Below are 26,052 nucleotides of genomic sequence, written 5' to 3' on the forward strand. Positions count from 1 at the left end.
GGAGGAGTACCGTGATCACACTAGTAAAAGCAGATTCTTCGAAAGCGAAAGAAATAGCATCATTCATAGCAAACGAAAACTGTAACACTTCTAAGCATTGCGGCTATTGTGGAGAAGAAGAACAAGAAATTCTTCAATCACTGAACGAAGACCTCTCAGATGTTCCTTTCCATGAATCCTTCGCATTGGCATATGAGAACGACCGTCTAGTGGGAGTGATCGGATTCGATGCAGACCTTGAAAACGGAAACGCCGAAATATGGGGTCCATTTATCCGACATAGTGAACACCTGCAAATGACCCAACAGCTTTGGGATTTTTTACTCCAGCTCTTACCTCATACGATCAAAATGGTTCATTTCTTTATCTCTACAGCAAATACAAATTTCAGAGAGCTTCTAATAAATAATGACTTTGTAGAGCAAGAAAGTAAACACACAATACTAAGGGTTAATAAGGAATCACAAATAACCACAACTTCAGTAAAGAACATAAAAGAACTGCCAGAAAATGATATAGATGATTTCAAAAATCTACATGATAGTCACTTTCCTTCAACGTATTACAATTCACAGCAGATCATGGAACGAATTAACGAGTTTCATAAAGTATTTGTATATAAAACTGAGGATAAAGTGGTTGGTTATATTTATGTAGAGATACAACCACAGTTTGGTGAAGGTTCTATTGAATTCTTCGCTGTAGATGAAAAGCATAGAGGAAAAGGAATCGGCGTACAGCTTCTAATGTATGCTGTCACATGGATGCTTAGCAACCCACATATGAAGCATATTGATCTGTGCGTCAACAATGAAAATGAGCTTGCAATCCATTTGTATGAAAAAGTTGGTTTTGTTATTCAAAAAGAACTATTCCATATAAAAAAGCAGCTTTCTGCAGAAACACACGCTAGAAAATAGTACTATTTTTATTTCACCTCTATGAAAAATATTTTTTCCGTATAAAATAGATAGAGTGATTATGAATCTATTTAAGGGGAGAATGTTTTATGAAAAATACTTGGAAAGCATATCGCTCACCGATTATATTGCTGCTCGCGATTATTGCCGGTAGCATCATCGGTTCGACGATGGGCAAGGACGCAGCAGTCCTTAAACCATTTGGCGATCTGTTTTTAAACGTTATGTTCATGATTGTTGTTCCACTCGTGTTCTTTTCGATTTCGTCGAGTGTAGCAAGCATGGCTGGAACAAAGCGTTTCGGTAAAATAATTAGCTCTATGATGATCGTCTTTTTATTCACTGGAACAGTTGCAGCAATTATCAGTATGGCAGGAATTAAAATCTTTCCGCCTTCAGAGGGTGTGAAGATCGATTTAGTGAAACCTGAAACTACGGGTGAAGAAGTATCAATTGGTGATCAGCTAGTAAGTACGGTTACAGTTCCTGATTTTGTGGATCTATTAAGTCGTGCCAACATGTTAGCACTTATTCTATTTTCTGTGTTGTTAGGCCTTGCAACATCTAAAGTGGGAGAAAAAGCAAAGCCGCTCGCGAACTTCCTCTCGGCGGGAAGTGAAGTTACTCTTCAAATGGTAAAATACGTGATGTATTATGCCCCGATTGGTTTAGGTGCATATTTTGCAGCACTTGTTGGTGAATTTGGCCCAACATTGTTAGGGTCGTATTTTAAAGCAGTCTTATTCTACTATCCTTTCTCTATTCTTTATTTCTTTGGATTCTTTACGCTATACGCGTTCATGGCACATGGAAAGCTGGGTATTCGTGTGTTTTGGAAGAACATGCTTTCACCATCTGTAACGAGTTTAGCAACATGCAGTTCTGCTGCAAGCATTCCAGTAAACTTAGAAGCTACTAAGAAAATGGGAGTGCCTGACGATATTAGTGAAACGACGATACCTCTTGGTGCAACACTGCATAAAGACGGATCGGTTATCGGTGGAGTATTAAAGATCACGTTCCTTTTTGGAATATTTGGTATGGATTTCTCAGGAATCAACACGTATCTTCTAGTTGGTGGAGTTGCTCTATTAGTTGGTATGGTAATGGGGGCGATACCTCAAGGTGGACTGATAGCGGAGATGCTTATTTTATCACTGTTCGGTTTTCCTCCTGAAGCACTGCCGATCATTGCTGCGATCTCTGCAATTATCGATCCGCCAGCTACATTGTTGAACGCAACAGGTGATAATGTCGCAAGTATGATGACCGCGCGTTTAGTTGAAGGTAAAAACTGGTTGATCAAGAAGACAGGTTCGTTAACAGAACAAAAAGGCGCTTAATATAAATCTCTAACTCATTCTTTTTTGAGTTAGAGATTTTTTTTATGGGAAAAATGAGAAGCTACCCATCCTCAAATTAATTTGTAAATGTTACTCTTAATTTAACAAGAATTAACATGACGTGGTTGAAAAAGGAAGTGAACAAAATGAATTCTTCATTACAAGCTGACTGTGCTCGTTGTTTTGGTCTTTGCTGTGTGGCCCTCCCTTACGCAATTTCTGCAGACTTTGCTGTTGATAAAGACGGAGGCACTCCTTGTAGGAACTTGCAAGACGATTTTCGTTGTGGAATTCACCAGCATTTAAGAGATAAAGGATTTAAAGGTTGTACGGTATATGAATGTTTTGGCGCAGGGCAAAAAGTCTCACGGAATACTTTTTCAGGAATGGATTGGAAGACTCATCCAGGTCTAGCGAAGGATATGTTTGATATATTTCCGATCATGCAACAACTTCAAGAAATGTTGTATTACTTAACAGAGGCGGTGAACCTCAACGAAACAAAAGCTATTCATCAAGCATTAGAAGTGGCTATAGATGAGATAGAAAAACTAACACAACGCCGAGCTTCAGAAATCAAACAGACAAACGTATCAGACATCCGTATGAAGATTAATGAGTTGCTGATTCGTACTAGTGAATTAGTAAGAGCAGAATTTATACATAAAAAATATCAAATAAAAGGTAAAGCTAGTGATCTAATAGGTGCTAAACTTCAAAAAGCAGATTTGCGTGGTGCGAAATTACGGGGTGCTCTGCTCATTGCGGCAGACTTAAAAAACGCTGACTTAAGAAAATGTGATCTAATAGGTGCTGACTTACGTGATGCTGATTTAAGTGGTGCGGACTTAAGGGGAAGTATATTCTTAACGCAAGCTCAGGTGAATTCAGCAAAAGGAAATGCCGATACAAAGCTTCCTGTTAGTTTAAATCATCCTAATCACTGGCTAAAAGTAAAAGCAAAATAAAAAAAGCCTTCCGCTAACTGATAACGGAAGGCTTAACTGTTATTAAAAGATTAAGTTTAGTACAAGATAAGATAGAGCTGCCAATGTTGCTGAGATTGGCAGTGTAATGAACCATGTAATGATCATCGTCTTAGCCGTTCCCCATTTAACACCTTTTAATCGGTGAGACGCACCAACCCCTAAGATAGAAGAAGTGATAACGTGGGTTGTACTTACAGGAATACCTAAGAATGATGCACCAAAGATAACAGAAGCTCCCGTTAAATCAGCAGATACCCCGTTAACAGGGCGGATCTTCATGATCTTTCCGCCAACCGTCTTGATGATTTTCCAACCACCAACAGATGTACCAAGACCCATAGCAAGTGCACAAGATACCTGTACCCAAGTCTGGATATCTGTACTATCTGTGTAGCCGTTCGCGATTAACGCCATCGTGATGATACCCATAGCTTTTTGTGCATCGTTCGTTCCGTGTGAGTATGCTTGAAGAGCAGCTGTAGCTACCTGTACTTTACGGAAACCATTGTTCGTTTTTGTTAGATTTGTATTTTTAAATACTAGCTTAATAACATGATAAAAAATAAAACCAACAATAAATGCTAAGATTGGTGAAAGCAGCAAGCCATAAATGATCTTTAGAAATCCAGAATAGTGAAGTGCTTCAAAACCAGCAGCTGCGATGGCAGCACCAGCGATTGAACCAATGATTGCATGAGAAGATGAACTTGGAATTCCGTAATACCAAGTAATCAAGTTCCAAGCAATCGCCGCAATAAGAGCAGCCAAAATAACAACTGACCCGTTAGGAAGTGTAAAAGGGTCAACGATATCTTTTGTAATCGTTTTTGCAACACCTGTAAATGTCATGGCCCCGACAAAGTTCATGACAGCAGCTAAAATAATTGCTCTTCTTGGTGTTAGTGCTTTTGTTGAAACGGATGTAGCAATGGCATTTGCAGTATCATGAAATCCGTTGATAAAATCAAATGCTAAAGCACCAATAACAACAAGAACGGTAATCAGTAATATTGTATCCATACCAGTCACCCGTTACGCGTTTTTCATAATGATGGATTCAATAGTGTTCGCAACATTTTGGCAGCTGTCGGCAATGCCTTCAAGCACTTCATACATTTCCTTGTACTTGATGACCTTAATCGGATCTGCTTGAGTTGCGAATAATTCACGTTGAGCTTCACGGTATAGATCATCACATTTTGATTCGTAATCTTTGATTTTAATTGCATGTTCACGCATATCAAGAAGTTTTTTCTCTGATAGTAAGTTAACAGTAAGCAGAATTTCCTCTGCACTTAACTTAATGTATTCTACAAATTTAACCATGTATTGATCTGGGTTTGTAATTGCATAAATGTCAAACAAAGCAGAAGATTGCTCGATACCGTCTAAAATATCATCCATGCTCATAGCAAGTGATAAGATGTCTTCTCTTTCAATGGGTGTAATAAATACTTTGTTCAATTCCATGATAACAGTATGAACATAAGTATCACCTTTAGATTCTAGTCCTTTTAAATGGTCTGCAAATTCGCGAAGATCATTCTCGTTGTTGATTTTAAAATCGTGGAAATATCCAGCAGACTCCTTTAAGTTGCTAGCAATATCCGTTAGCATGACCATGAACTTATCCTTTTTCTTTGTAAACATAGTACCCTCCAAAAGAAATGTCTTTTATCCTTTTTCTTTTACGTTTTTTGTGGCAGTCATTTTTTTCTTTTTTAACCACCCAACACATTATACAAAAAAATAAGAGTTTTTGTCGAAAAAGAAGGAATTGTAATCAATAATTTACAAAAGCTTTACAATGTTAAACTTTCTTTTTATGATTTGCACACATTCAATTAACAAATCATTAGAAATGAAACATTTTCTTTATATTCTTCTAACTCATCTTTCCCCAAAGGTACTATTTAAAATCGGTATTTTCGCTAAGTATGTCAACGTATTTCTTATTTTGGTTAGTGTTATGGAGTTCAAGAGTTGAAATCTTCTGTGTTATAAACAATAAACATTCTAAATCGTTTGGTTAACATGTATAATATAATTATTAAATGAAGTCACCTAAATGGTAAATCCACATACAATGTTAGTGCTAGGAACCGAATATTGGATAGTTTTCAGGCTGCTGTCGTAAAAGACGGCAGCATTTCTGCTTTTTAAGGGTACTTGAGGATGATAGTTATTATCAAATACGCAGGAGGGGAAGTCCATTGGAACTCTCTGCACGTACACAACTGTTAATGGCAACAATGTCTGGTATCTTCATACTAACTGCTTGGATGATGGAAAAGTATTCAGATTCTCCTTATTATGTTCTCTTTTATCTGCTAGCCTTTATCGTAGGAGGCTATGCAAAAGCAGTTGAGGGCATTCAGGAAAGCATGAAAGACCGACAATTGAACGTCGAACTTCTTATGATGTTTGCCGCAATCGGATCTGCTGCAATCGGCTATTGGGGAGAGGGAGCTGTTCTGATCCTAATCTTTGCTTATTCTGGCGCTCTAGAAATGTACACTTTACAAAAAAGCGATAAAGAAATCAAAGCATTAATTTCTTTGCAGCCTGAAGAAGCATGGCTTTTAATGGAAGATAAGGAACTCAGAGTAGAGGCTTCGTCCTTAGAACCTGGTAACCTTATAAAAGTTAAGCCAGGAGAGCGGGTACCTGCAGATGGTATCATCGTAAAAGGAAATTCTTTTATTAATGAATCCGCTTTAACAGGTGAGCCTCTCCCTCGAGAGGTCCACACGTCATCGGAAGTATTAGCAGGAACTTTGAACCACTCTGGATTGTTAGAGGTTTCTGTTACAAAACACATGAAAGACTCAGTCTTTCAAAGAATGATAGACCTCGTGAATAGCGCCCAGAATGATGCTCCGCCTGTTCAAAGAAAAATAGAAGAGTTTGAAACAAAATATGTTCTATTTGTATTGTTGGCTGCAGCATTAACCTTTTTAGTGCCCGGTTCGATAGGAATTTGGAGTTATTCAGAATCTTTATACCGGGCTTGTGTTCTGTTAGTTGTCGCTTCTCCTTGTGCACTTGTAGCATCGACCATGCCTGCCTTACTTGCTTCGTTGTCTAACGCAGCTAAGAACGGAATCCTTTTTAAAAGTGGTGTCTTTTTGGAGAAACTGAGTTTAGTAAATGTTATTGCTTTTGACAAAACAGGTACGTTAACAAAAGGCCACCCCACTGTGAAACACGCTGAATTTCTCCATTCTTCTTGGAGTAAAGAAGAGTTAAACTCAATCATCTATGAAATTGAGAAAAATAGTATACATCCCCTTGCAAAAGCTATTAATGAACATCTAAAAATTCATCAAGTAAAAAAACCTATAGAACTGACTGCGTTTGAAGATGTGCCAGGGATGGGTGTGAAAGCTCACATTCAAGAAACCATTTGGAAAATAGGGAATCGTGAGTGGACGGACATCACAGAAAAACAAGAGTGTGAGCTACTGATGAAGATAGATGATGCAACAGTAGATACAGGACACACAGTTGTATTTGTAACAGCTAACGATCAGCTTGTAGCTTACTTTCTATTAGGAGATACTATTAGGGACGAGACGGTTAAAGCGATAAAAGATCTACAAGCAAAGCAAATCTTAACGATTATGCTGACTGGTGACTCTAAACGTGGAGCAGAAAAGGTCGGTAGGATCGCGAAGGTCGACGAAATCGGTTATTCGTGCATGCCTGAAGATAAAGTTAGCACCGTGAAAAAATGGAGAGAGAAAGAAGCCGTTGTGGCTATGATAGGAGATGGTGTGAACGATGCACCAGCACTCGCTATAGCGGATATAGGTGTTGCGATGGGGATGGGAAGCGACGCTGCCATTGAGACCGCAGATGTAGTACTCGTTAAAAATGATCTAAGTAAACTGCTTTATGCGATGCAGCTGTCTGAAAGATTATCAAGAATTATTAAACAAAATATCATATTTTCAATCAGTATCATTTTCCTTTTATTAAGTGCGAACTATTTACAGTTACTCACATTGCCGTTTGGAGTGATCGGGCATGAGGGAAGCACGATACTGGTAATTTTAAATGGACTGCGTTTATTAAAATAGCTAAAGAAAAAAGCCGGACTTGACGTCTCGGCTTTTTATCTTCTTTACGCTTAGGATTAATTATTTATGTCTGTTTGCTTTTTTTCGTAGGTAGAATCTGTACCTGTCTTTTGCTGTGTATCTGTTGAAGAAAGGGTACGAGGTGTTACAACAGCTTTTGTTTGCGTGTTGGGGTTGGTTTGATATTTGTCTTTTTCAGCCTCTTGTTTGGCTTCTGCAATAGCAGTTTTTGTTTCACTTTTTACTTCGCTCGCCGTATTCTTAGCTTCTTGTAGCTTTTGACGAGCAGATAGAGAAAGGTTTCCAGATTTTTCTTTAATAGATGCAACTGTATCTTTTGCATCCATCGTCCCAAGTTTCGCTTTTAACATGGTTTCGTCTTTCATCTGTTGGGTGCGTTCTTTTAATTTAATAGACGAATCACGAAGATCGTTTCTAAATTCATTCCCGTTTTTAGGCGCATATAATAGAGCTGCCGCAGCTCCTACAAGACCTCCCACTACTAAACCTGTAGCAAAACCAGAGGCATTACTTTTCTTGCTAACGTTCGTATCAGCAGTATCTCGTGTTTGGAAATCGGAATGTGTAAAAACCGGTTCCGCAGTAGTCGTTGTTGTATTTGTATAGTTAGGCATAGTATTGAATCCTCCTTTTAGTCTGTATAAAACCCTACCCGGAACCTTTTAATGATAAACATTAAGTATGAAAGCATATGTATAGCTTCGGGAAAAAAACTTTTCGGACAATGGGGAAAGTTGATATTTTAAAGTGGTGTCTAGAAATAGGGCATTGGGAGTTGGTAACTTCAATGGAGAATATTTAAGCATAGAAAAAGCCGGGCGACGAGCACCCGGCCGATTTCTATTTATTTCATTAACTTTTTAGTTCTGGAAGCATACGAACTTCTTCATTCATTGCAGATTTGCAAATGGGGCATTGCGGTTCTTTTTGCAAAGAATAGTCAGCGCGCATCCAGCAAGAGCATCCATCACTCGTACATGCCCAAACCTTCGTTTCTACGTCTGGAATCGGCTCTGCAGGTTGTTTTGAAAAAAAAGCCATAGATATCCCCCTTTTCTGTTCTACTTATAGTATACGCCTAAAAGAGGAAAAATATGTATCAATTTGATTACATATTTAAAATAACTTCATATTGAAGAGAGATTTGCTTCGCCCAACGTGCATGAATCTCTTTAATCTCTTTAGGAGATTGTATCGAAATGCTTGTTTTTAGCGACCATAAATACTCGGCAACTTTATCAACATAAGTTGCCAATATTTTTCCTGACAGACTGTATAAACCATTTTCATTCGTCGTTATAAACTGTCTTAGAATAGGATGAGATTCACAATACCTCAATCCATCTAGTGAGAGTTCTCCTTCAAGTCTAACATAGTTTCTTGGTGAAATTTGAGATGCCCAATTTTGAATGGTCACTTCAGTAAAATCTTTCACTTCTATCGGTTCGTAGTTAATTACGGCATGTTTAATATCAGAAAGTTTAAAAATATGATAATCCATGAGTGAATAACAATATGCAGGACAATACCATTCACCGTTCTCGCTAAAAAGACCGATCAGTTGAATGTTGCTATACAATTTTTGTTCTTTCATCGTATATAAAATCGTGACAATCTTTTGTTTAATAGAAGCTTCAAGAATGATTGGCGCAACTTGGTTCTTTGGAGGCAATGGAAGCTGAACGAAAAGTCGTTTTTGAATCTGTGTCCAATTATCTTTTGCATCTTCTGGCATGAATTGATGAAGTTTATTTACAATAGATTTACTTTGCGTTTGAAATGGAAAACTCGTTTCAGTGAATGTTTGTAAACTAAAAAGAATAGAGGAAGCTTCCATTTCGGTAAATCCGATAGGAGGCAGGATTCGGTCATTTTCAATGCGATATCCGCCGTGTGGTCCGAATTCAGAAACGATGGGAAGGCCCATCTCAATAAGATTTAATAAATCTCGTTGAATCGTTCTAGTAGATACCCCAAATTCATCGGCTAATTCTTTTAAAGTAAAATGTTTTTTTGAGTTTATGGAAAGCAGTAGCCGTTCCAGTCTTTTTATCTTTGACATGTTAGACCCCTAATTGATATATTCATGTATTAAAACTTTTGTTCTAGTCTTTGTATGTTATATCGTACAAATGTGCTGAAATGTTAGGGTTTATCCAAATAAAGTAAGAATATAATAAAAAACACGTTAATCCTTTGGATAACGTGTTGATTTCGTAGTATGAAAGGTAGGAAAACTAATCTGCGGTAATTGTTATAAGCAGTTTTTAAGAATTAGTTCTTTACGATTGAAGAAAGGTGTTCAATACATTGAACCATATCCGCGAGCTGTTTATCAGTGAGCTGTGACATGTACTTGATCAGTACACCGTTTCTTTTTTCTTGAATTGCATGAAACGCTGTTAAACCGGTTTCATTTAGTTGCACGTAAACAATTCTTCGATCAAGGTCAGAGCGATAACGATCTACTAATCCTCTTTTAACGAGTCGGTCGATGATAACGGTAGTAGCACTTGCACGTACTTTCATAGCGTCAGCAATTTCAGAAACCGTCCATTTTTCACGTGAAGATAAAGTCTTTAATATTTGGAATTGAGTAGAAGTTATCTCTTCTTCTTCCCAAATCTCAGGCTTTATCACGTCCATGATCTCATTAAACGCTTTCTCTATACGCTCTACTTCCATTAATACATTTCTACTATCTGCTACCACTTTCACAGTACTGCCTCCTTAGCTTACATTACTCCTATTTTAATATAAATTTCCGATAAGTTCCATTAAAGAGTAGTATAAAGTATCTAGTTTTCAATGTGTATCTCTGTGCTAGTATTTAAACTATTGAAATATAGGTTTAATTTAGAAATAAAAATATATTTTTCTGTTAATAGAGGAATTCTCTTGTACATATCTAATAAAAAATAGAGAGATAAAGGGGGATGTGCAATATGGCACGTATTGCTTGGATTACAGATAGTACAAGCTGCATCACACAGGAAGAAGCAAAAGAGCTTGGTATTCATATTATTCCTGTATCTGTCATCATGGAAAATAAAATTTATAAAGACGGTGTAGATATTACGCCGGAAGAATTTTATACAAAACTTGAAAGTGTCTCTGAACTGCCAAAAACGAGCCAACCAACAGTCGGTGAGTTCTCAGACTTTTATGAAGTTCTTAAACATAGTTATGATTGTGGAATTGCAATCCACGTGTCAGAGAAATTTAGTGGTACGATCAACGGTTCTAGACTTGGTGCAGACATGGCAGACTTTCCCGTACATATTGTAGATTCAAAGATAACATCAGAATCAATGAAACAACTTTTGTTAAAAGGGAAGAAGCTTGAAGATGAAGGATTAGAAGCGCAGGAAATAGCTGCGTTGCTCCGTGAAAAAGCTGATCATGTAAAAGGTTATGTATGCATCGGAAGTCTGGAACAACTAAGAAAAGGCGGTAGATTATCCGGTGCAAGCTTCCTTGTCGGTAATCTTCTGCAGATCAAACCCATTCTTACCTTTGACGATGGTTCACTCGTACCCTTCGAAAAGATCAGGACTTTAAAAAAGGCAGAATCTCGCGTTCTCGCATTATTTGAAGAAGCTGCACTAAATAAGGGTGCTTATGGTGTTAGTGTCGTATACAGCGGCTCCTCAGAAAAAGCGGAGGACTGGCTTCACTTATTAAAAGAGAAATATCCTCACATTTCATTCAATCTTGGACAGCTGAGTCCTGCAATCGGTGTCCACGTCGGTGCAGGCACGCTCGGCATCCTCTGGTTTGAAGAATAGGGGTCTGACCCCATACAATTACAAACAGCCAAAATGTCCATCCAAGATGGACATTTTGGCTGTTTTGCTTTCTACAATCTACGCTCGCTATAATCTGCTTTTTTATGCTTTTTTCCGAACGGCAAATACGATTAAAATACCCCATAGGAGAAGAAGCGGCACCAAAGCTGAAACTTCGGTAAACAAATCTACGGAATAAAATTCGTTTAAAATCGTTCTTAAGTTCGTTAGAATTATTAAACCTCCAGCTAATACGCCTAATAGCGCTGGTTTTAACTTCTGCACCAGCCACGCTGCAAAAGGAGCTGCAATGATTCCACCTAGCATCATCGCAACAACGACCTGCCAAAGCAAAGTCTCCCATCCAATAAACAAAAAGAAACCGATAGAAGCAGATAATGAAACCGCAAATTCACTAAAATTTACTGAGCCGATTGCTTTGCTGGGAGTAAGGTTTTTCTGAGTCAAGAGAATAGGAGTCGTGATCGGTCCCCATCCTCCGCCACCTGTTGCATCCATAAATCCAGCAACTAGACCTAATGGCCGATACATCATTTTCTTAGTCCTGTTCTCTGTAGACTCGGTATCTATATCCACCTTCACTCTTACCAGTAAAAAACGGAACAAAACATAAAAGCCAAGCCCTAATAAAAATAAGGAGATGTACGGTTTAATTACAGTAGAAGGAATATAACTTAAAAAAGCAGCACCTAAGAATGCACCAATAGCCCCTGGAATCACTAGCTTTTTTACCGTTTTTATATCGACATTCCCGAATTTGAGGTGTGAGTATCCTGAAACAGCAGATGTCACAACTTCTGATAAGTGAACAGACGCAGAGGCTAAAGCTGGTGAGAACCCTGCTACTAAAAGAAGAGTAGTAGAAGTAACTCCATAAGCCATGCCAAGTGAACCGTCAATGAGTTGAGCTAAAAGTCCGATCAAAGCCAGCATTACAATTTTTTTCATGGAAGGTCCTCCAACAAAAGAGATTCTATAGATTATGTGGACAAAATGAGAAAGGTTCAGGTCAAATGTTTATGATTTTAAAATTTTTCTCTGTTATTTCATATAAAAAGAACTGAAATAATTGTTTTTTTGTTCATTTTTAGATACTCTAATAGACAGTGTTGCAAGTAGAGGTTAATCGCCTTTATTTTGTGGAATAATACAAAACAGATATAAATACATAAATTGGAGTGATATGTACAATGGAAATCGGTTTAATCGGCCTTGGAAAAATGGGCTTCAATATGGCACTGAATATGAATGATAAAGGAAATACGGTTTTCGCTACAGATGTTAACAAAGATACAGTGAAAGAGATTTCAGCAGAAGGTGTTAAAGGTGTTGACTCAATCGAAGAACTAGCTAATTCTTTTACAGGAAGAAAAGCTGTTATTCTTCTAGTTCCAGCTGGAGAGATCGTTGACCAAGTAATTGAACAACTTAAGCCGCATTTAACTGAGGGCGATATCATCGTTGACGCTGGTAACTCCATGTACAAGCACACACTTCGCCGCTATGAAGAATTAAAAGCATCTGGTATCCATCTTGTAGACGTTGGTACGAGTGGAGGAACTGATGGAGCACGTTACGGTCTTTGTGCCATGATGGGTGGAGATGACGATGCAGTAAACTACCTTGCTCCCTTATACGAAAAGATCTGTGTGGAAAAAGGATTTATGATTACAGGACGTGCAGGATCTGGCCATTTCTTGAAGATGGTTCATAACGGAATCGAGTACGGTATGATGCAAGCAATCGGAGAAGGTTTTGAAATCCTTGATAAAAGTGACTTCGATTACGACTATGAAGCGGTTTCTAGAGTATGGAATAACGGATCCGTTATCCGTAGCTGGCTGATCGAACTAATGGAGAACGCATTCAGCAAACAGCCAAAACTTGAAGACATCCGCGGCGTGATGAATTCTTCAGGTGAAGGGATCTGGACAGTTGAAGCTGCTCTTGACTACCAAGCATCTGCTCCAGTTATCGCATTATCACAATTCATGCGTTTCCGTTCATTAGAAGACGATACGTTCCACGGTAAAGTCGTTGCAGCACTTCGTAACGAATTTGGTGGCCATGCAGTCGTGAAAAAATAATAAAAATGCCTTAATGAAGACCTCATTGCTTATCCGTTTAAGCAGAGGTCTTTCATTAATTTTTGGACATTCAACATATACTAGTGATGAAGAGACAAGAATAGGAGTTTTGATCATGGAAGAAAAGTTTGTTCGTGAATCTCGAACGGTTAAGTCCTCGGTAGTACTGCCGCCTGATACAAATAATCATGGTACGTTATTCGGAGGTAAATTGATGGCTTATATCGATGATGTTGCTGCTATATCAGCGATCCGCCATGCAAGAAAAAATGTAGTTACGGCTTCAACGGATTCCGTTGACTTTTTACAGCCCATTAAAGAAGGCCACTCCGTTTGCTTAGAATCATTTGTGACGTGGACGAAAACAACTTCAATGGAAGTTTTCGTAAAAGTGATCTCAGAGAATTTATTGTCTGGAGAACGAAAAGTTTGCGCGGTTTCTTTTCTTACATTCGTAGCATTAGATGAAGATGGAAAACCAACGCCAGTGCCAAAAGTCATACCTGAAACAGAAGAAGAAAAGTGGCTTCACGAGCATGCACCAGAAAGAGCGATTGCAAGGAAAAAGCGCAGAGAAGAAAGCAAGAAATTAGCCAAAGAGTTCGGAGTAAAAAAACCTTGGGATCCAATGTGAGCATAAAGATATATTTTTAGCATTTTGCGGTTCATAAAATTCGCATTTTGAAAATAAGATGCTATAATTAAGTTACCTTTTTCCAGCCAGGGATACAGAACCCTGGCATTTATACTGTTAATTGTTAAAGCCCCTGATCGTTTTCATAGATGAAAACGATCAGGGGCTTTTTTGTGTTCTTTAGAGTACGAATTATTGGTCACCAGAAGGGGTTGCCTTTGCCGTAAAGATTTAGATGATTCATCCTATCAGCCGGAAGAAGTATGAAATGAGATAGAGTTTTCATTCAAGTACGAGTCGTTACTTTTATTACATAACCAAAGCATGTTGTGCAAATGCTAAGAAAAGTTTGGTAAAAAGGCGGATGGTAATGCGAAATAGAAGAAAACGTCCAATTATTAGAACTCATAAAAAGTTAACAGATATGTTGGCAGATAAAAAGCATGTTGATCATTCTTCTCTTCGATCTAAAACCATTTCAATGGAAAGCCCATTACAAAATCAGGAAACAACTGAAAAGGTTGTCGGAGAGCTCATTCCAGTCTTGCATGTAATGGTTGACAGGGTAAAGTCACTCTTAGGTGACCCAATGGATTTAATCGTACGTGAGTTTGAATTCGAGTTAGAGCATAAGGTTACGGCAACCTTATTATTCTTAGAAGAAATGAACGATTCTCAAGTTTTAAATGAGTTTATTCTTTCACCACTGATGTCATTGTCATCAGATAAGCAATCTTCTCCAGTACCAGTTAATCATGCGTTACATTACATCAAACAAAATGCATTAGCACTAGGCAGAGTTTTAGATGTTGAAACAGAAGATGAACTAGTTGAAGCCCTTCTTGCTGGGTTCAGTGTTCTTTTAGTTGAAGGGAATATGAAAGGTCTTAAACTAGGTACGACCGGCGGAAAAGTTAGAGGGATAGAAGAGCCTTCATCAGAAGTTGTTATACGTGGACCGAAGGATTCATTTACAGAGTCGATCAAAACGAATATCTCTTTAATAAGACGAAGAGTTCGATCTAAAGATTTTAGAATTGAAAAATACAAAATAGGAGAGATAACACATACAGATGTAGCGGTAGTTTATCTAGAGAATATCGCTAATCCATTATTGGTCAAAGAGATCAAAGAAAGAATTGAAGAAGTGAAGACAGATGGCTTGCTAGAATCAGGTCAACTTGAAGAGTTTATTCAAGACGAGACCGTTACCGTTTTTCCTCAGTTTTTAAATACTGAACGACCAGATGTTGTTATTGGAAACCTGCTCGAAGGACGAGTGGGAATTATTATTAACGGAACACCGTTTGTTTTAATCGCTCCAGCACAATTTATACAGTTCTTTCAATCATCAGAAGACTATTATATGAGGTACGACATAAGTACATTTCTTCGTTTGTTGAGATTTTCGGTCTTTATTATTTCCTTGATCGCTCCATCAATTTATATTGCACTTACCACTTTTCATCAAGCCATGATTCCAACGACTCTTTTGTTTGGTATTGCTGCACAGCGTGAAGGTGTTCCGTTTCCAGCAATAGCAGAAGCGTTAGTGATGGAGATTACATTTGAAATTTTACGTGAAGCAGGAATTAGGATGCCCCGTGCGGTAGGGGTCGCCGTTTCGATCGTTGGGGCACTTGTATTAGGTCAAGCAGCTGTTCAAGCAGGACTTGTTTCACCTGCGATGGTTATCGTTGTAGGAATTACAGCTGTAGCCAGCTTTGCGATCCCATCGTTCGCTGTCGCCACATCAGCACGATTATTACGATTTCCGTTAATGCTGATCTCATCGATATTTGGTTTCTATGGTCTTACACTGGCTTTGATTGTAATCATCGCACATTTATCAAGTTTAAGATCTTTTGGTTATCCTTATTTAAGTCCTTTTGCACCGATACAGACACAGGATCTAAAGGATAGCTTGTTTCGTTTTCCTATTACAAAATTGTTCAAGAGACCAAAGAAGCTTTCAAAACAAAATCAAACACGTACACAACCTTATACAGTGAAGAAGAAAAGAGAGGAGGAGACAACGCGTTGAAGCTGTTAAAAAGTTGCCTCCCCCTCACGATCTGCCTTCTATTTTTGACAGGTTGCTGGGATCAAAATGAGCTTGATGAGCTTTCAATCGTAATGGGAATCGGGATTGACATCGATAAAAAAGGAGATCTGATTGTGACCTATCAGGTGGTCAATCCTACTGAAGTCGCACCAGGCATAACTGGAGCAGGAGGAGGGAAGCAGCCTGTTTTTACGGTCTATGAGACAAAGGGAAGAAACTTGATGGAAGCGACGAGAAAAGCAAGTAAACAAACATCAAGACGTTTATTTTTTGCGCATGCAAGGATGCTTGTTTTTAGTGAAAAAATAGCAAAAGACAGTATCTATCAGGCGGTCGATATGATCTCACGAGACCCAGAAGTTCGTTCGACTATTCAAGTCGTTGTAGCGAGAGATACGACGCCATCCAAATTATTAAGAACGTTTACGGCCATCGATAAAGTAACTTCAGATGAGGTTGCAACGATTTTGAAGATTTCAGAGAAAAATTGGGGAGAAAATATGCAACAAGATATAAATGAAGTGCTTCAATCAATTATCGATGAAGGTGGAGAACCGATAATCAACGGCATTAAAATTACAGGTGACAAAAAGTTGGCAGTGACAGCTCAAAACTATGAAGTAGGTGATCCTGCTAGAGTGCAGTTATCAGGTATGGGAATATTTAGAGATGGTAAGCTGCAGGGCTGGTTAGATGGACCTGAAGCAAGAGGCGTTCTGTGGATCAAAGGAAAGCTTGTTAGTTCAGCGATCACTGTACCTTGTATGGGTAATGATAACGGATATTCTATCGAGATCGTTCGTTCGAATACTGAACTGTCAGCAGAAACAAAGCGGGAAATACCTTTCTTAACGATCGATGTATTTCCTGAAGCGAATATTGCAGAAGCGAATTGCGCGGTGAACCTCGAAAAGCCTTCTGAAATCAATAAAATTGAAGATGAATTAAATCGAGTCATTGAAAAAGAAATTAAAAAAACGATTACAGCATCACAAGGTTTTAATAGTGATGTACTTGGATTTGGAGAATTGTTGTATAGAGAAAACCCGAGGAAATGGCGAAATGAATACAAAAAGAACTACAAAGAAATATTCCCTAAGTTAAAAGTGAAAGTAAATGTTGATTCTCGTATTAGAAGATCAGGCATTCGAACTTCACCGTTTTTATTTGAAGAAAAGAAAGAGGCTCCGAAATGAAGACCATCAAGATCGATATTCAACAATATTTTATCATCATCATTTTATTTGAACTCGGGAGTGCGATTCTTGTTGGTTTAGGTATGGATGCAGGCAGAGATGCATGGATCGCCATACTGCTAGGGATGATATGCGGAATGATTCTTTTTCTAGGTTATTTTTATCTTTATAAACAGTTTCCAGAGCAATCTTTAACACAATATTTGCAGATCTTGTTCGGAAAGTATATAGGAAAGCTATTTGGTTTTCTATATCTCATGTATTTCATGTATTTAGCTGCTCGTGTATTACGTGACTTTGGAAGCCTTCTGCTATCAGCCGTTTTTGTACAAACACCAATTATCGTCGTAAATACGCTTATGATTGCTACAATCGTTTATGTATTAAAATTAGGTTTTGAAGTCCTTGTGAGAACAGGAGAGATCATATTTTCATTAGTGGTTTTATTAGGAATGATTCTTGCTGTACTCGTTTTATCAGCAGACTTAATGAAATACAATTATCTTCTCCCTATATTAGGTAAGGGGTTCTTGCCGGTCTTAAAGGCAGCGTTCCCAGTAACACCTACTTTCCCATTTGGAGAAATGGTGGTTTTTACGATGCTGTTTCCTTATCTAAAAACAACAAAGAAAAGCAAAGCACTAACAGTGGGGTTATTTGCAATAATGCTGAGTGGTATCATCTTAAGTATAACGGTCGCGATGGACATTGCGATATTAGGAGGGCATGTGGCTACTCATGTCTACTTTCCATTACTTGCTGCAGTTGCGAAGATAAACTTAGGAGAATTTATTCAAAGATTGGATGCGCTAGTGGTGTTTACGCTAATTATAGGAGGGTTCTTCAAGATCTCTGTATTGTTTTATGTTGCAGTTAAAGCAACACAAGACATCTTCGGGGTAAAAGAAGAAAAAAAGCTCATCGGTCCAATCGGTATAGTATTAATCCTTTCATCCATTGTCATAGCAGCAAATTATGTGGAACATATTACAGAAGGCTTAAGTATCGTTCCTCATTTCATCCATATACCATTTCAAGTTGTTTTACCGAGTCTGTTCATTATTGTATTCTTAATTAGAAGAAAGAAGCTTAAGCCTTTTGCTTCTTCTCCATCCACTTCGACAGAATAAATGTCAAAATAGGTAAGATCATCAGAATAATCACTAGAAAGTATTCGACCTTGTCAACATAGTGAAAGAAAGACATAAATGATTTTTTTATTACAGCAGCTGGAGCGATTCCTAAAAACCAATCGATGATGATGAGTAAAGAGATCATGCTAAATAATAAAATGATATAAATAATAACAGGATTCTTCAAGTTTTTCACCTCCTGTTTTAGTTTTTACACGATTGACTTCCTTATCCATAAGTTGAATCGAGGTGCTGTGTTTTGTGTGGGCGATATATGCTTTACTACGAAAAAGATGTGATTATTGATGCCTTTAATTTAGAAAATGAATTTGATTATGATAAACGCTTTAACATTGCTCCAAGTCAGCAAGTTCTTTCGGTTATAAAAGCAAGTTCAGGAAATAGAGCAGGATACATGAAGTGGGGACTTGTCCCAAGTTGGGCAAAAGATCCGAAAATAGGAAACAAGCTAATGAATGCCAGAAGTGAGACTGTTTCCGAAAAACCTAGCTTTAAAAACTCTTTTCTCCAAAAAAGATGTTTAATTCCTGCAAGCGGATTTTATGAATGGGTTGTAAATGAAGGTAACAGCAAAAAACAGCCTTTGCAATTTACCTTAAAAGACAAGAAGCCTTTTGCATTTGCTGGAATATGGTCAAGGTGGACAGGTGAGGTCAATGGTCAGCAAGAGGAAAGAATAACCTGTTCCATCATAACAAAAGCCTCAAATTCCTCTATGGAAAAATACCATCATCGTATGCCAGTGATGTTAGAGCCAAAAGTCGGAGAAAAATGGTTGGACCGATCAGCAGGTAAGGAGAAACTTCTTTCTCTTCTTCAAGACAACAGCCCTGAACTATTTGCTGAGCAAGTCACTTTAGATTTGAATGTTCGTAAAATAAACTGACATTTTCTTTTGATCAGGATTTGATCAGAAGAAGGTGTCCTTTTTTTATGTGAAAAATAATCCAAGTGTACTATATTGTAAATTCTTTGTAAGTCTTTTTAACTGTTTTAATATAAAACTAACAATTGAATCGACAGAATTGTGTTATATTTTTCATGGATTTACTAAGTTTTACATACTATTAGTGAGGCAGGTGGAACAATATGTTCATGAAAATGACAAAAAGGATTACGAATATTAGTATCATGGTAGCCATGGTACTTAGCATGGTTTTGCCACTGCAACAAACAGCTTCCGCAGCTGACGTTCTAACGGTTAACGAAGCATTGGTGAAGCAAGATAAATCGAAACAGGTAGTTGAAGGGTATATTGTAGGGACTGTTAAAGGTGGCACTGGGTCTTCTATCTCATTCAAACATGAAGGACCATTTACAGCGAATACCAATCTAGCTATCGCAGATTCAGCAAACGAAACAGATAAAACGAAGATTTTGACTGTTCAGTTACCAGGTAATGATGTTAGAACTGCATTGAACCTTGTCGATCATCCTGAGAACTTAGGGAAAAAAGTGCAACTATCAGGAACGGTCGAAGCTTATTTTAGTGTGCCAGGACTTAAAAATGTGGACAAATTTCAGTTTATTGATGGTGCTCCTTCTGAACCACAAGTGGAAGAAGTAAAAGCATCAGTCGAGGGCCAGGTTGTCTCTAAAGGGACTTCTGTAGTACTATCCACTGAAACAGCGGATGCTGCAATTTATTACACGGTTGACGGACAAGACCCGACTACAGAAAGCACACGTTATACATCTCCTATAACCGTGAACGAAGATGTAACGATTAAAGCTGTTGCTGTTAAAGAAGGTTTAAAGAATAGTAACATTTCAGAGTTTAAATACCAAGTTGCTCTAGCTGGACTTCGTATCCATGATATTCAAGGGGCGAGTCATCAATCTCCTGTTGCAAATAAAGCAGTAGAAGGTGTAGAAGGAATTGTAACAAAAGTTGTTGATAACAATAATTTTTATATGCAAGACGTAAAGCCGGACCAAGATTATAGGACGTCTGAGGGTATTTTGGTCTACCAAAAAGATCACGGACAAGCTAAAGGAAATCTGGTCTCCGTTGATGGATTAGTAAAAGAGTGGGTACTTGAAGGGTATTCAGATAAATTAAAAACAGATCTAGCTGCTACAGAGATTAATGCAAGTCGCATCACAAAACTACAAGAAGGACAAAAACTTCCTAAATCAACGATCATCGGTTTGTTTGGTCTTCAACAGCCAACAAGAGTGATCGATAATGATAACTTTGGAGTGTTTGATCCAAAAGAAGACGGCATCGATTTTTATGAAAGTTTAGAAGGAATGCTTGTCGAAGTTAAAAACCCTGGAGTTCTTGCACCTCAAAAGTATGGAGAACTTGTTGTAGTGCCAGATTTTTGGAAGCAAAAAGAATTTAACTCATCAGGTGGTCTGAACATCACAGAATTTGATTATAACCCTGAGCGGATTTTTATTGATATTAACGATGAATCGTTTGTTGCAAAAACAGGAGATTTCTTCTTAGGCTCTATTACAGGTGTTGTAAGTTACGGGTTTGGTAACTATAAAATGTTAGCTGATCGTGAAGAACTTCCGCCATTTGTTGAAGGGAAAACAAAACCGGAAGTTACAAAGATTCATGAAAAACATAAAGAGTTGACGATCGCGAGCTTTAACGTGGAGAACTTTTCTGCATTAAAAGAAGGACGTGACAGTACGAGTGATGAAAAAGTATCACGTATCGCAAAATCTATCGTACGTAACTTAAACGCACCAGATATCGTAGGACTTGTGGAGATGCAAGATGGAAACGGTCCAACAAATGATGGTACGACAGATGCCAAAGCAAGTGCTGACCGATTAATTGCAGAGATTACAGCGCAAGGCGGTCCACACTATGTGTATACAGATATCGCTCCAGTTGATGGCAAAGATGGCGGTATTCCTGGCGGTAACATTCGTGTAGGATTCATCTACAATCCTGAACGTGTTTCCCTAGCAGAAGGAGCAAAAGGTACAGCAACTGAAGCGGTAGGATATAAGGACGGTAAGCTTACTGTAAATCCTGGGCGTATCGATCCAGCAAACCCAGCATTTGAAAACAGCCGAAAGCCAGTCGCAGCACAGTTTATGTTTAAAGGTGAAAGCGTAATTGTGGTTGCCAACCATTTTAACTCAAAAGGTGGAGATCAGCCGCTGTTTGGGAAAAAACAGCCTCCTTTCCTTGGAAGTGAAGCGCAGCGTTTAGAGATTGCGGGAATTGTAAATCAGTTTGTTAAAAATGTTAAGACCGAAGATAAGGATGCAAAGGTAGTGTTGCTAGGAGATTTCAATGATTTTGAGTTTACGAAGACGCTACAAAAAGTGAAAGGCGAAGAACTGACGAACATGATCGAAGAAGTTCCTTTTAAAGAGCGCTACACATATTCTTATCAAGGAAACGCTCAAGTTCTTGATCATATTTTAGTAACAAACAATATGGCAAGAAAGACGAAAGTGGACATCGTTCATATCAATTCGCAGTTTATGGAGGAACACGGTCGAGCAAGTGATCATGATCCTGTCTTAATTCAAGTTAAACTAGATAAAGTCAGATAAACTAATAAAAGTCATCCGCATGTTGTGGATGACTTTTTCTTGTGAGATATAGTTTAGCGACGGTATCCCCCACCTAGTTGCTGTTCAGCCATTTGAACAAGACGTTTAGTGATTTCACCACCAACAGATCCATTCGCACGGGATGTTGTGTCTGGTCCTAGTTGAACACCAAACTCAGAAGCGATTTCATACTTCATTTGATCCAAAGCTGCTTGTGCTCCAGCCACTACTAATTCGTTAGAGTTATTGTTACGTGCCATATGTATCACCTCCTTGTATTACTAGTTTGTATATATTTAACAAATTTATGCACATGTTGGAAAAACTTTTTTAGGAGATTATGTAATAAATAGGTATTCGCATATTTTTGCCTTTACCGACACCAAAAGCCGTAAATTTCGTATGATACATCATCCCCCTATTTTTATTTTCTAGATAAGCACTGAGCTGGTTTTACCGCTCAGTGCTTTCTGTTTTATGACTTTTGCTGAACTAGGTTTGGTGTTTCAAATACTAGCTGATTAATACATAACAAAATAACTTTGTAGAAATTAGAATAAAGAAAAAGTATTTGATTTTCACTCATTCGATTTATAATGAATGAAGGGTGTAGGTTTATAAGATATATGAAAAAATATGGATCAAAACTGTGAATGTTATTATGAGAATTATGCAAATGGGAGAGCGGGTGTATGATGGGGAATCAAAAAGAATATTCCCGGTGGAAAGGTATAGGACTTGCATTAGCAGGGGCTTCCCTTTGGGGTTTCTCAGGAAATGCGGCAGAATGGATCTTTTCTCATTCAGCAATGACTGCAACATGGTTAGTATCAGTCCGCATGGTGATGGCTGGAGCGCTGTTATTATTTCTTGTTTCTTTTCATCACAATATATTTGAAGTTTGGAAGAACAAAAAAGATCGTTTTGATTTAATGATATTTTCCTTAACGGGTATGCTTGGGGCTCAGCTTACTTTCTTTTTGAGTATAGAAGCGGGAAATGCTCCAACTGCAACACTGCTTCAATTTTTAGGGCCGGTGTTTATTACGATCTATTTTGCGTTAAAGTTCTTTAAATGGCCAAAACGAAAAGAATGGATCGCGGTTCTAATGGCGCTTTCAGGAACCTTTTTACTATTAACTAATGGAAGTTTGCAAGAGATAACGGTTTCCGAAAAAGCTATTTTCTGGGGAGTTCTTTCAGGTATTTCTGTAGCTGTATATACCGTATATCCTGTTAGATTACTAAAGCAGTATGCATCTGCTACGATCGTAGGCTGGGCAATGCTGCTCGGAGGATCTGCCGTTTCTATATTTACTCAGCCATGGCAGGCAAATGCAATCGATTGGTCATTATCACTATTTTGGATGCTTTCATTTGTTGTAGTATTCGGAACGTTATTGCCTTTTTATCTTTACTTAGACAGCTTAAAGTATATAAGCTCGACAGAAACGAGCTTACTTGGGAGTGCTGAACCTTTAGTTGCAACACTCGTATCTGTTATTTGGCTCGGTACTGCGTTTGGAAGTTTTCAAACCGCTGGTGGCATGCTGATTATATTGACAGTATTCTTGCTATCTATGCCAGAAAAGGGATTGATCCAAGTGAAGCAAAATTAAACAATAAGAAAGTAAAGGAATACGCATGATTTGACATTTATAAGGAATCGTACCACTATGGTAGGGTAGAACATTCAACAGGAGACGATGCGATATGAATGACAAAATAGTATTTTTCGATATAGATGGAACGTTAGTAAACGATGAAAAAAAGATTCCTGATAGCACGAAAGAGAGTATTTCACAGTTGAAAAAGAATGGCGTACATGTAGCGATCGCTACTGGACGAGGTCCATTTATGTTTGAACCTATTCGTGAGGAATTAGAGGTTGATTCGTTTGTAAGCTTTAACGGATCATATGTTGTCTTTAAAGATGAAGTGATTCATAAGACGCCATTATCTAGAGAAGCAATTCTCAAAATAGAAGAAGAAGCAGATAAGGCCGGTCATCCCCTTGTTTATCTTGATCATGAACGAGCAACAAGCAATGCTGATAATCATGAGATCATTAAAAACTGTACGTTTAATCTCATGCCTAGTTATCCCGTTTTCCACCCAGGATTCTACAAGGAGAACGAGGTTTATCAAGTTTTATTATTCTGCCAGGAACAGCATGAACATGTGTATCGAGATGGATACAAAGGCACGTTCGATTTTATACGCTGGCATGAAAATGCGTTAGACATATTGCCAACTGGTGGTTCGAAAGCCAAAGGAATTGAAGCATTCATGAACCAGATGAACATGAAACCTGAGAACGTATACGCGTTTGGTGATGCGCTAAACGATATTGAAATGCTTAAGGCAGCTGGAACAGGAATCGCGATGGGCAATGGTTTAAAAGAAGCAAAAGACGCGTCAGACTTTGTAACAAAATCAGTCGATGAAGATGGTATCTATCATGGACTTAAGCATTTTGGATTAATCTAAACATGAAACACCCTAGTTGATTTCAGCTAGGGTGTTTTTTTGTTTTAAAAGCAGTTAAAAAAGGTGGAGGAACATTCTTTGAATGACGATATAACACATACAGCAAGTATAGAACTTTTCAAATAGGAGTTGAAACGTGTGAGATTAAATGTTAAGGTGTTGTGTTTCTTTCTAGTCATTATCCTTTTAATCGGGAGCTTTCCATTCAAACCGACTTCAGCAGCAACAAAAACCGCTACAGTGAACGCAACAAGCTTAAATGTACGCACTGAACCTTCCTCATCGTCTAAACAGATTGGATCATTAAAAAAAGGGTCGATCGTTACGGTGTACAAGATAGAAAAAGGATGGGCTAACATATCTTTTCAGGATAGAAAAGCATGGGTTAGTTCCGCGTACATAAAGGAAAATCATTCGACGGGTTCCCATATACCATCTCAAAAGGAAGCAAAAACAGCAAAAGTCACAGCAACTTCTCTAAATGTACGTAGTGGGGCAGGAACTCAATATAAGACGGTAGGTTCGCTTAAGAATGGAGCAGTAGTTTCTGTAATTAAAGAAGAAGGCAATTGGTCTAACATAACATATGGCTCTATTAAAGGATGGGTAAGTAGTGCTTACCTATTAAACCAAACAGGTAAGCCTTCTGCAAACAAACCTGTTAAAAGCGGGAAGTGGGGAACGGTAACTGCTACGTATTTAAATTTTCGATCATCAGGAAATTTAACTTCACCGATCATCGGCTCGATTAAATATGGTACCTCTGTTCAGATTTTGTCAGAGTCAGGAAGCTGGCTTTTCATTCAAACATCGGATGGAAAGAAAGGTTGGGTATCTAGGCAATACATAACCATACAAACTGGAGGATCTCCAATCGTTACAAACCCTAAGCCTGCAACGAAACCTCCAGTTGCTCCACCTTCATCTGTCTCTAAAAAAGTTGTCGTCTTGTCAGATGGAGTGAATATTAGGCAAGGTCCCTCTACAGCGTACTTAATAGTAGGAAATGCAGATCAAGGGGACGAGTTCGCTTATTTACAATCGAAAAACGACTGGGTACAAATTAAGATGCCAAGCGGTAAAAGTGCTTGGCTAGCTGGATGGCTTGTTGCTGTTCAACAGTCACCTTCTTCACCAAACAATCCTTCAGTTCCTAAACCATCATTGGAGGGATTAAAAGGAAAAAGAATTGTAATAGATCCTGGTCATGGAGGAAATGATCCAGGTGCCACTGGGAAATCGTCAGGTACACAAGAAGCAGCTATGACATTGATGAGTGCGAGATTATTAGCTACAGAGCTCAGTGATGCAGGCGCAAAAGTGATATTAACCAGAAGTGATAATACGTATATTTCTCTTAACAAACGAGTGGAGATCAGTCATTATCATTTTGCAGATGCATTTGTAAGTTTGCATTATAACTCAGCTTCTGATAGAACCGCTACAGGGCTATTAACCTTCTATTACGGGCAGAAGGATTTAAAGTTGGCTAACTCGGTAAACACTGGATTGGTTGGAGCAAAAACGGGACTAAAAGGTGGAAATGTTAGATATGGAAACTTTCATGTGCTTCGTGAGAACAAACAACCTGCCGTTCTAGTAGAGCTTGGCTTTTTATCAAATCCATTTGATGAAAGTACTATAAAAAGTAATTCTTTTCAAACAAAAGCAGCGATGGGAATAACAAACGGATTGGCTCAATATTTTAAATAAGGTGAAGAGGCAGTGATTAAA

Annotated in this window: 24 protein-coding genes; 15 read left to right on the plus strand and 9 right to left on the minus strand. The window is 38.2% G+C overall.

Annotated elements, in window-relative coordinates; translation table 11 throughout:
• Window positions 1-11 precede the first annotated feature (11 nt).
• From I5J82_RS20595 to I5J82_RS03775, 3 genes are all read left to right on the plus strand, one after another.
• On the plus strand, window positions 12-920 hold the full coding sequence (locus tag I5J82_RS20595; RefSeq protein ID WP_198766725.1) for a GNAT family N-acetyltransferase: 909 nt from the start codon (window positions 12-14) through the stop codon (window positions 918-920).
• Window positions 921-1,009: 89 nt separating this feature from the next.
• A complete protein-coding gene (locus tag I5J82_RS03770; RefSeq protein WP_198766726.1) occupies window positions 1,010-2,263 on the plus strand; it encodes a dicarboxylate/amino acid:cation symporter in 1,254 nt (417 codons plus the stop codon).
• A gap of 146 nt (window positions 2,264-2,409) precedes the next feature.
• Window positions 2,410-3,231 (plus strand): pentapeptide repeat-containing protein, encoded by an 822-nt coding sequence (locus I5J82_RS03775; RefSeq protein ID WP_233096399.1) that lies wholly within the window; start codon window positions 2,410-2,412, stop codon window positions 3,229-3,231.
• 42 nt (window positions 3,232-3,273) lie between these two features.
• Here the strand turns inward: I5J82_RS03775 and I5J82_RS03780 are convergent, their stop codons facing one another.
• Window positions 3,274-4,272 (minus strand): inorganic phosphate transporter, encoded by a 999-nt coding sequence (locus I5J82_RS03780; RefSeq protein WP_198766728.1) that lies wholly within the window; start codon window positions 4,270-4,272, stop codon window positions 3,274-3,276.
• A gap of 12 nt (window positions 4,273-4,284) precedes the next feature.
• On the minus strand, window positions 4,285-4,902 hold the full coding sequence (locus I5J82_RS03785; RefSeq protein WP_198766729.1) for a DUF47 domain-containing protein: 618 nt from the start codon (window positions 4,900-4,902) through the stop codon (window positions 4,285-4,287).
• A 563-nt stretch (window positions 4,903-5,465) separates the two neighbouring features.
• Here I5J82_RS03785 and I5J82_RS03790 point away from each other — a divergent pair.
• The gene (locus I5J82_RS03790) at window positions 5,466-7,334 is read left to right on the plus strand and encodes a heavy metal translocating P-type ATPase (protein WP_233096400.1); all 1,869 of its coding nucleotides are present in this window, start codon (window positions 5,466-5,468) and stop codon (window positions 7,332-7,334) included.
• 56 nt (window positions 7,335-7,390) lie between these two features.
• Here the strand turns inward: I5J82_RS03790 and I5J82_RS03795 are convergent, their stop codons facing one another.
• From I5J82_RS03795 to I5J82_RS03810, 4 genes are all read right to left on the minus strand, one after another.
• Window positions 7,391-7,969 (minus strand): YtxH domain-containing protein, encoded by a 579-nt coding sequence (locus tag I5J82_RS03795; RefSeq protein ID WP_198766730.1) that lies wholly within the window; start codon window positions 7,967-7,969, stop codon window positions 7,391-7,393.
• Between the two features lie 238 nt (window positions 7,970-8,207).
• Window positions 8,208-8,396, minus strand: a complete 189-nt coding sequence (locus tag I5J82_RS03800) for a cold-shock protein (protein ID WP_066392730.1) — start codon at window positions 8,394-8,396, stop codon at window positions 8,208-8,210.
• Window positions 8,397-8,463: 67 nt separating this feature from the next.
• Entirely contained in the window at window positions 8,464-9,417 is a 954-nt protein-coding gene (locus I5J82_RS03805) for a helix-turn-helix transcriptional regulator (protein ID WP_198766731.1), read from the minus strand.
• Between the two features lie 212 nt (window positions 9,418-9,629).
• Window positions 9,630-10,073: a MarR family winged helix-turn-helix transcriptional regulator gene (locus I5J82_RS03810; protein ID WP_198766732.1), complete on the minus strand. Its 444-nt coding sequence runs from the start codon at window positions 10,071-10,073 to the stop codon at window positions 9,630-9,632.
• 227 nt (window positions 10,074-10,300) lie between these two features.
• Here I5J82_RS03810 and I5J82_RS03815 point away from each other — a divergent pair, with 227 nt between their 5' ends.
• Entirely contained in the window at window positions 10,301-11,143 is an 843-nt protein-coding gene (locus I5J82_RS03815) for a DegV family protein (RefSeq protein ID WP_198766733.1), read from the plus strand.
• A gap of 102 nt (window positions 11,144-11,245) precedes the next feature.
• On the opposite strand, the gene I5J82_RS03820 is transcribed toward I5J82_RS03815, so the two are convergent.
• Complete coding sequence (locus I5J82_RS03820) at window positions 11,246-12,112, minus strand: sulfite exporter TauE/SafE family protein (protein WP_198766734.1); 867 nt, start codon at window positions 12,110-12,112, stop codon at window positions 11,246-11,248.
• 242 nt (window positions 12,113-12,354) lie between these two features.
• Between I5J82_RS03820 and gnd the strand changes: the two genes are divergently transcribed.
• The 5 genes from gnd (at window position 12,355) to I5J82_RS03845 (ending at window position 18,276) form a co-directional block, all read left to right on the plus strand.
• A complete protein-coding gene (gene gnd / locus I5J82_RS03825) occupies window positions 12,355-13,251 on the plus strand; it encodes a phosphogluconate dehydrogenase (NAD(+)-dependent, decarboxylating) (RefSeq protein WP_066392738.1) in 897 nt (298 codons plus the stop codon).
• A 115-nt stretch (window positions 13,252-13,366) separates the two neighbouring features.
• Window positions 13,367-13,885 (plus strand): acyl-CoA thioesterase, encoded by a 519-nt coding sequence (locus I5J82_RS03830; protein WP_144701383.1) that lies wholly within the window; start codon window positions 13,367-13,369, stop codon window positions 13,883-13,885.
• Between the two features lie 370 nt (window positions 13,886-14,255).
• A complete protein-coding gene (locus I5J82_RS03835; RefSeq protein WP_198766735.1) occupies window positions 14,256-15,929 on the plus strand; it encodes a spore germination protein in 1,674 nt (557 codons plus the stop codon).
• A complete protein-coding gene (locus I5J82_RS03840; RefSeq protein WP_198766736.1) occupies window positions 15,926-17,146 on the plus strand; it encodes a Ger(x)C family spore germination protein in 1,221 nt (406 codons plus the stop codon). The genes I5J82_RS03835 and I5J82_RS03840 overlap by 4 nt, the downstream gene beginning before the upstream one ends.
• Window positions 17,143-18,276 (plus strand): GerAB/ArcD/ProY family transporter, encoded by a 1,134-nt coding sequence (locus I5J82_RS03845; RefSeq protein ID WP_198766737.1) that lies wholly within the window; start codon window positions 17,143-17,145, stop codon window positions 18,274-18,276. Before I5J82_RS03840 ends, I5J82_RS03845 begins: the two co-directional genes overlap by 4 nt.
• On the opposite strand, the gene I5J82_RS03850 is transcribed toward I5J82_RS03845, so the two are convergent.
• Window positions 18,236-18,466: a YczF family membrane protein gene (locus tag I5J82_RS03850; protein WP_198766738.1), complete on the minus strand. Its 231-nt coding sequence runs from the start codon at window positions 18,464-18,466 to the stop codon at window positions 18,236-18,238. The genes I5J82_RS03845 and I5J82_RS03850 overlap by 41 nt on opposite strands.
• A gap of 72 nt (window positions 18,467-18,538) precedes the next feature.
• Here I5J82_RS03850 and I5J82_RS03855 point away from each other — a divergent pair, with 72 nt between their 5' ends.
• Both I5J82_RS03855 and I5J82_RS03860 read left to right on the plus strand, forming a co-directional pair.
• Window positions 18,539-19,186 carry an SOS response-associated peptidase gene (locus tag I5J82_RS03855; protein WP_269819557.1) on the plus strand — a complete coding sequence of 216 codons (648 nt, stop codon included), beginning with the start codon at window positions 18,539-18,541 and terminating at the stop codon, window positions 19,184-19,186.
• A gap of 203 nt (window positions 19,187-19,389) precedes the next feature.
• A complete protein-coding gene (locus I5J82_RS03860; protein WP_198766740.1) occupies window positions 19,390-21,828 on the plus strand; it encodes a DUF6359 domain-containing protein in 2,439 nt (812 codons plus the stop codon).
• A 53-nt stretch (window positions 21,829-21,881) separates the two neighbouring features.
• Here I5J82_RS03860 and I5J82_RS03865 read toward each other — a convergent pair whose 3' ends face one another.
• The gene (locus I5J82_RS03865; RefSeq protein ID WP_066288466.1) at window positions 21,882-22,088 is read right to left on the minus strand and encodes an alpha/beta-type small acid-soluble spore protein; all 207 of its coding nucleotides are present in this window, start codon (window positions 22,086-22,088) and stop codon (window positions 21,882-21,884) included.
• 432 nt (window positions 22,089-22,520) lie between these two features.
• Here I5J82_RS03865 and I5J82_RS03870 point away from each other — a divergent pair, with 432 nt between their 5' ends.
• From I5J82_RS03870 to I5J82_RS03880, 3 genes are all read left to right on the plus strand, one after another.
• Window positions 22,521-23,447 carry a DMT family transporter gene (locus I5J82_RS03870; protein ID WP_198766741.1) on the plus strand — a complete coding sequence of 309 codons (927 nt, stop codon included), beginning with the start codon at window positions 22,521-22,523 and terminating at the stop codon, window positions 23,445-23,447.
• Between the two features lie 94 nt (window positions 23,448-23,541).
• On the plus strand, window positions 23,542-24,318 hold the full coding sequence (locus I5J82_RS03875) for a Cof-type HAD-IIB family hydrolase (RefSeq protein WP_198766742.1): 777 nt from the start codon (window positions 23,542-23,544) through the stop codon (window positions 24,316-24,318).
• 138 nt (window positions 24,319-24,456) lie between these two features.
• Entirely contained in the window at window positions 24,457-26,031 is a 1,575-nt protein-coding gene (locus I5J82_RS03880; RefSeq protein ID WP_198766743.1) for an N-acetylmuramoyl-L-alanine amidase family protein, read from the plus strand.
• Window positions 26,032-26,052: the final 21 nt, after the last annotated feature.

The sequence above is a fragment of the Fictibacillus halophilus genome (assembly GCF_016401385.1).
Taxonomy (GTDB): Bacteria; Bacillota; Bacilli; order Bacillales; family Fictibacillaceae; genus Fictibacillus; species Fictibacillus halophilus.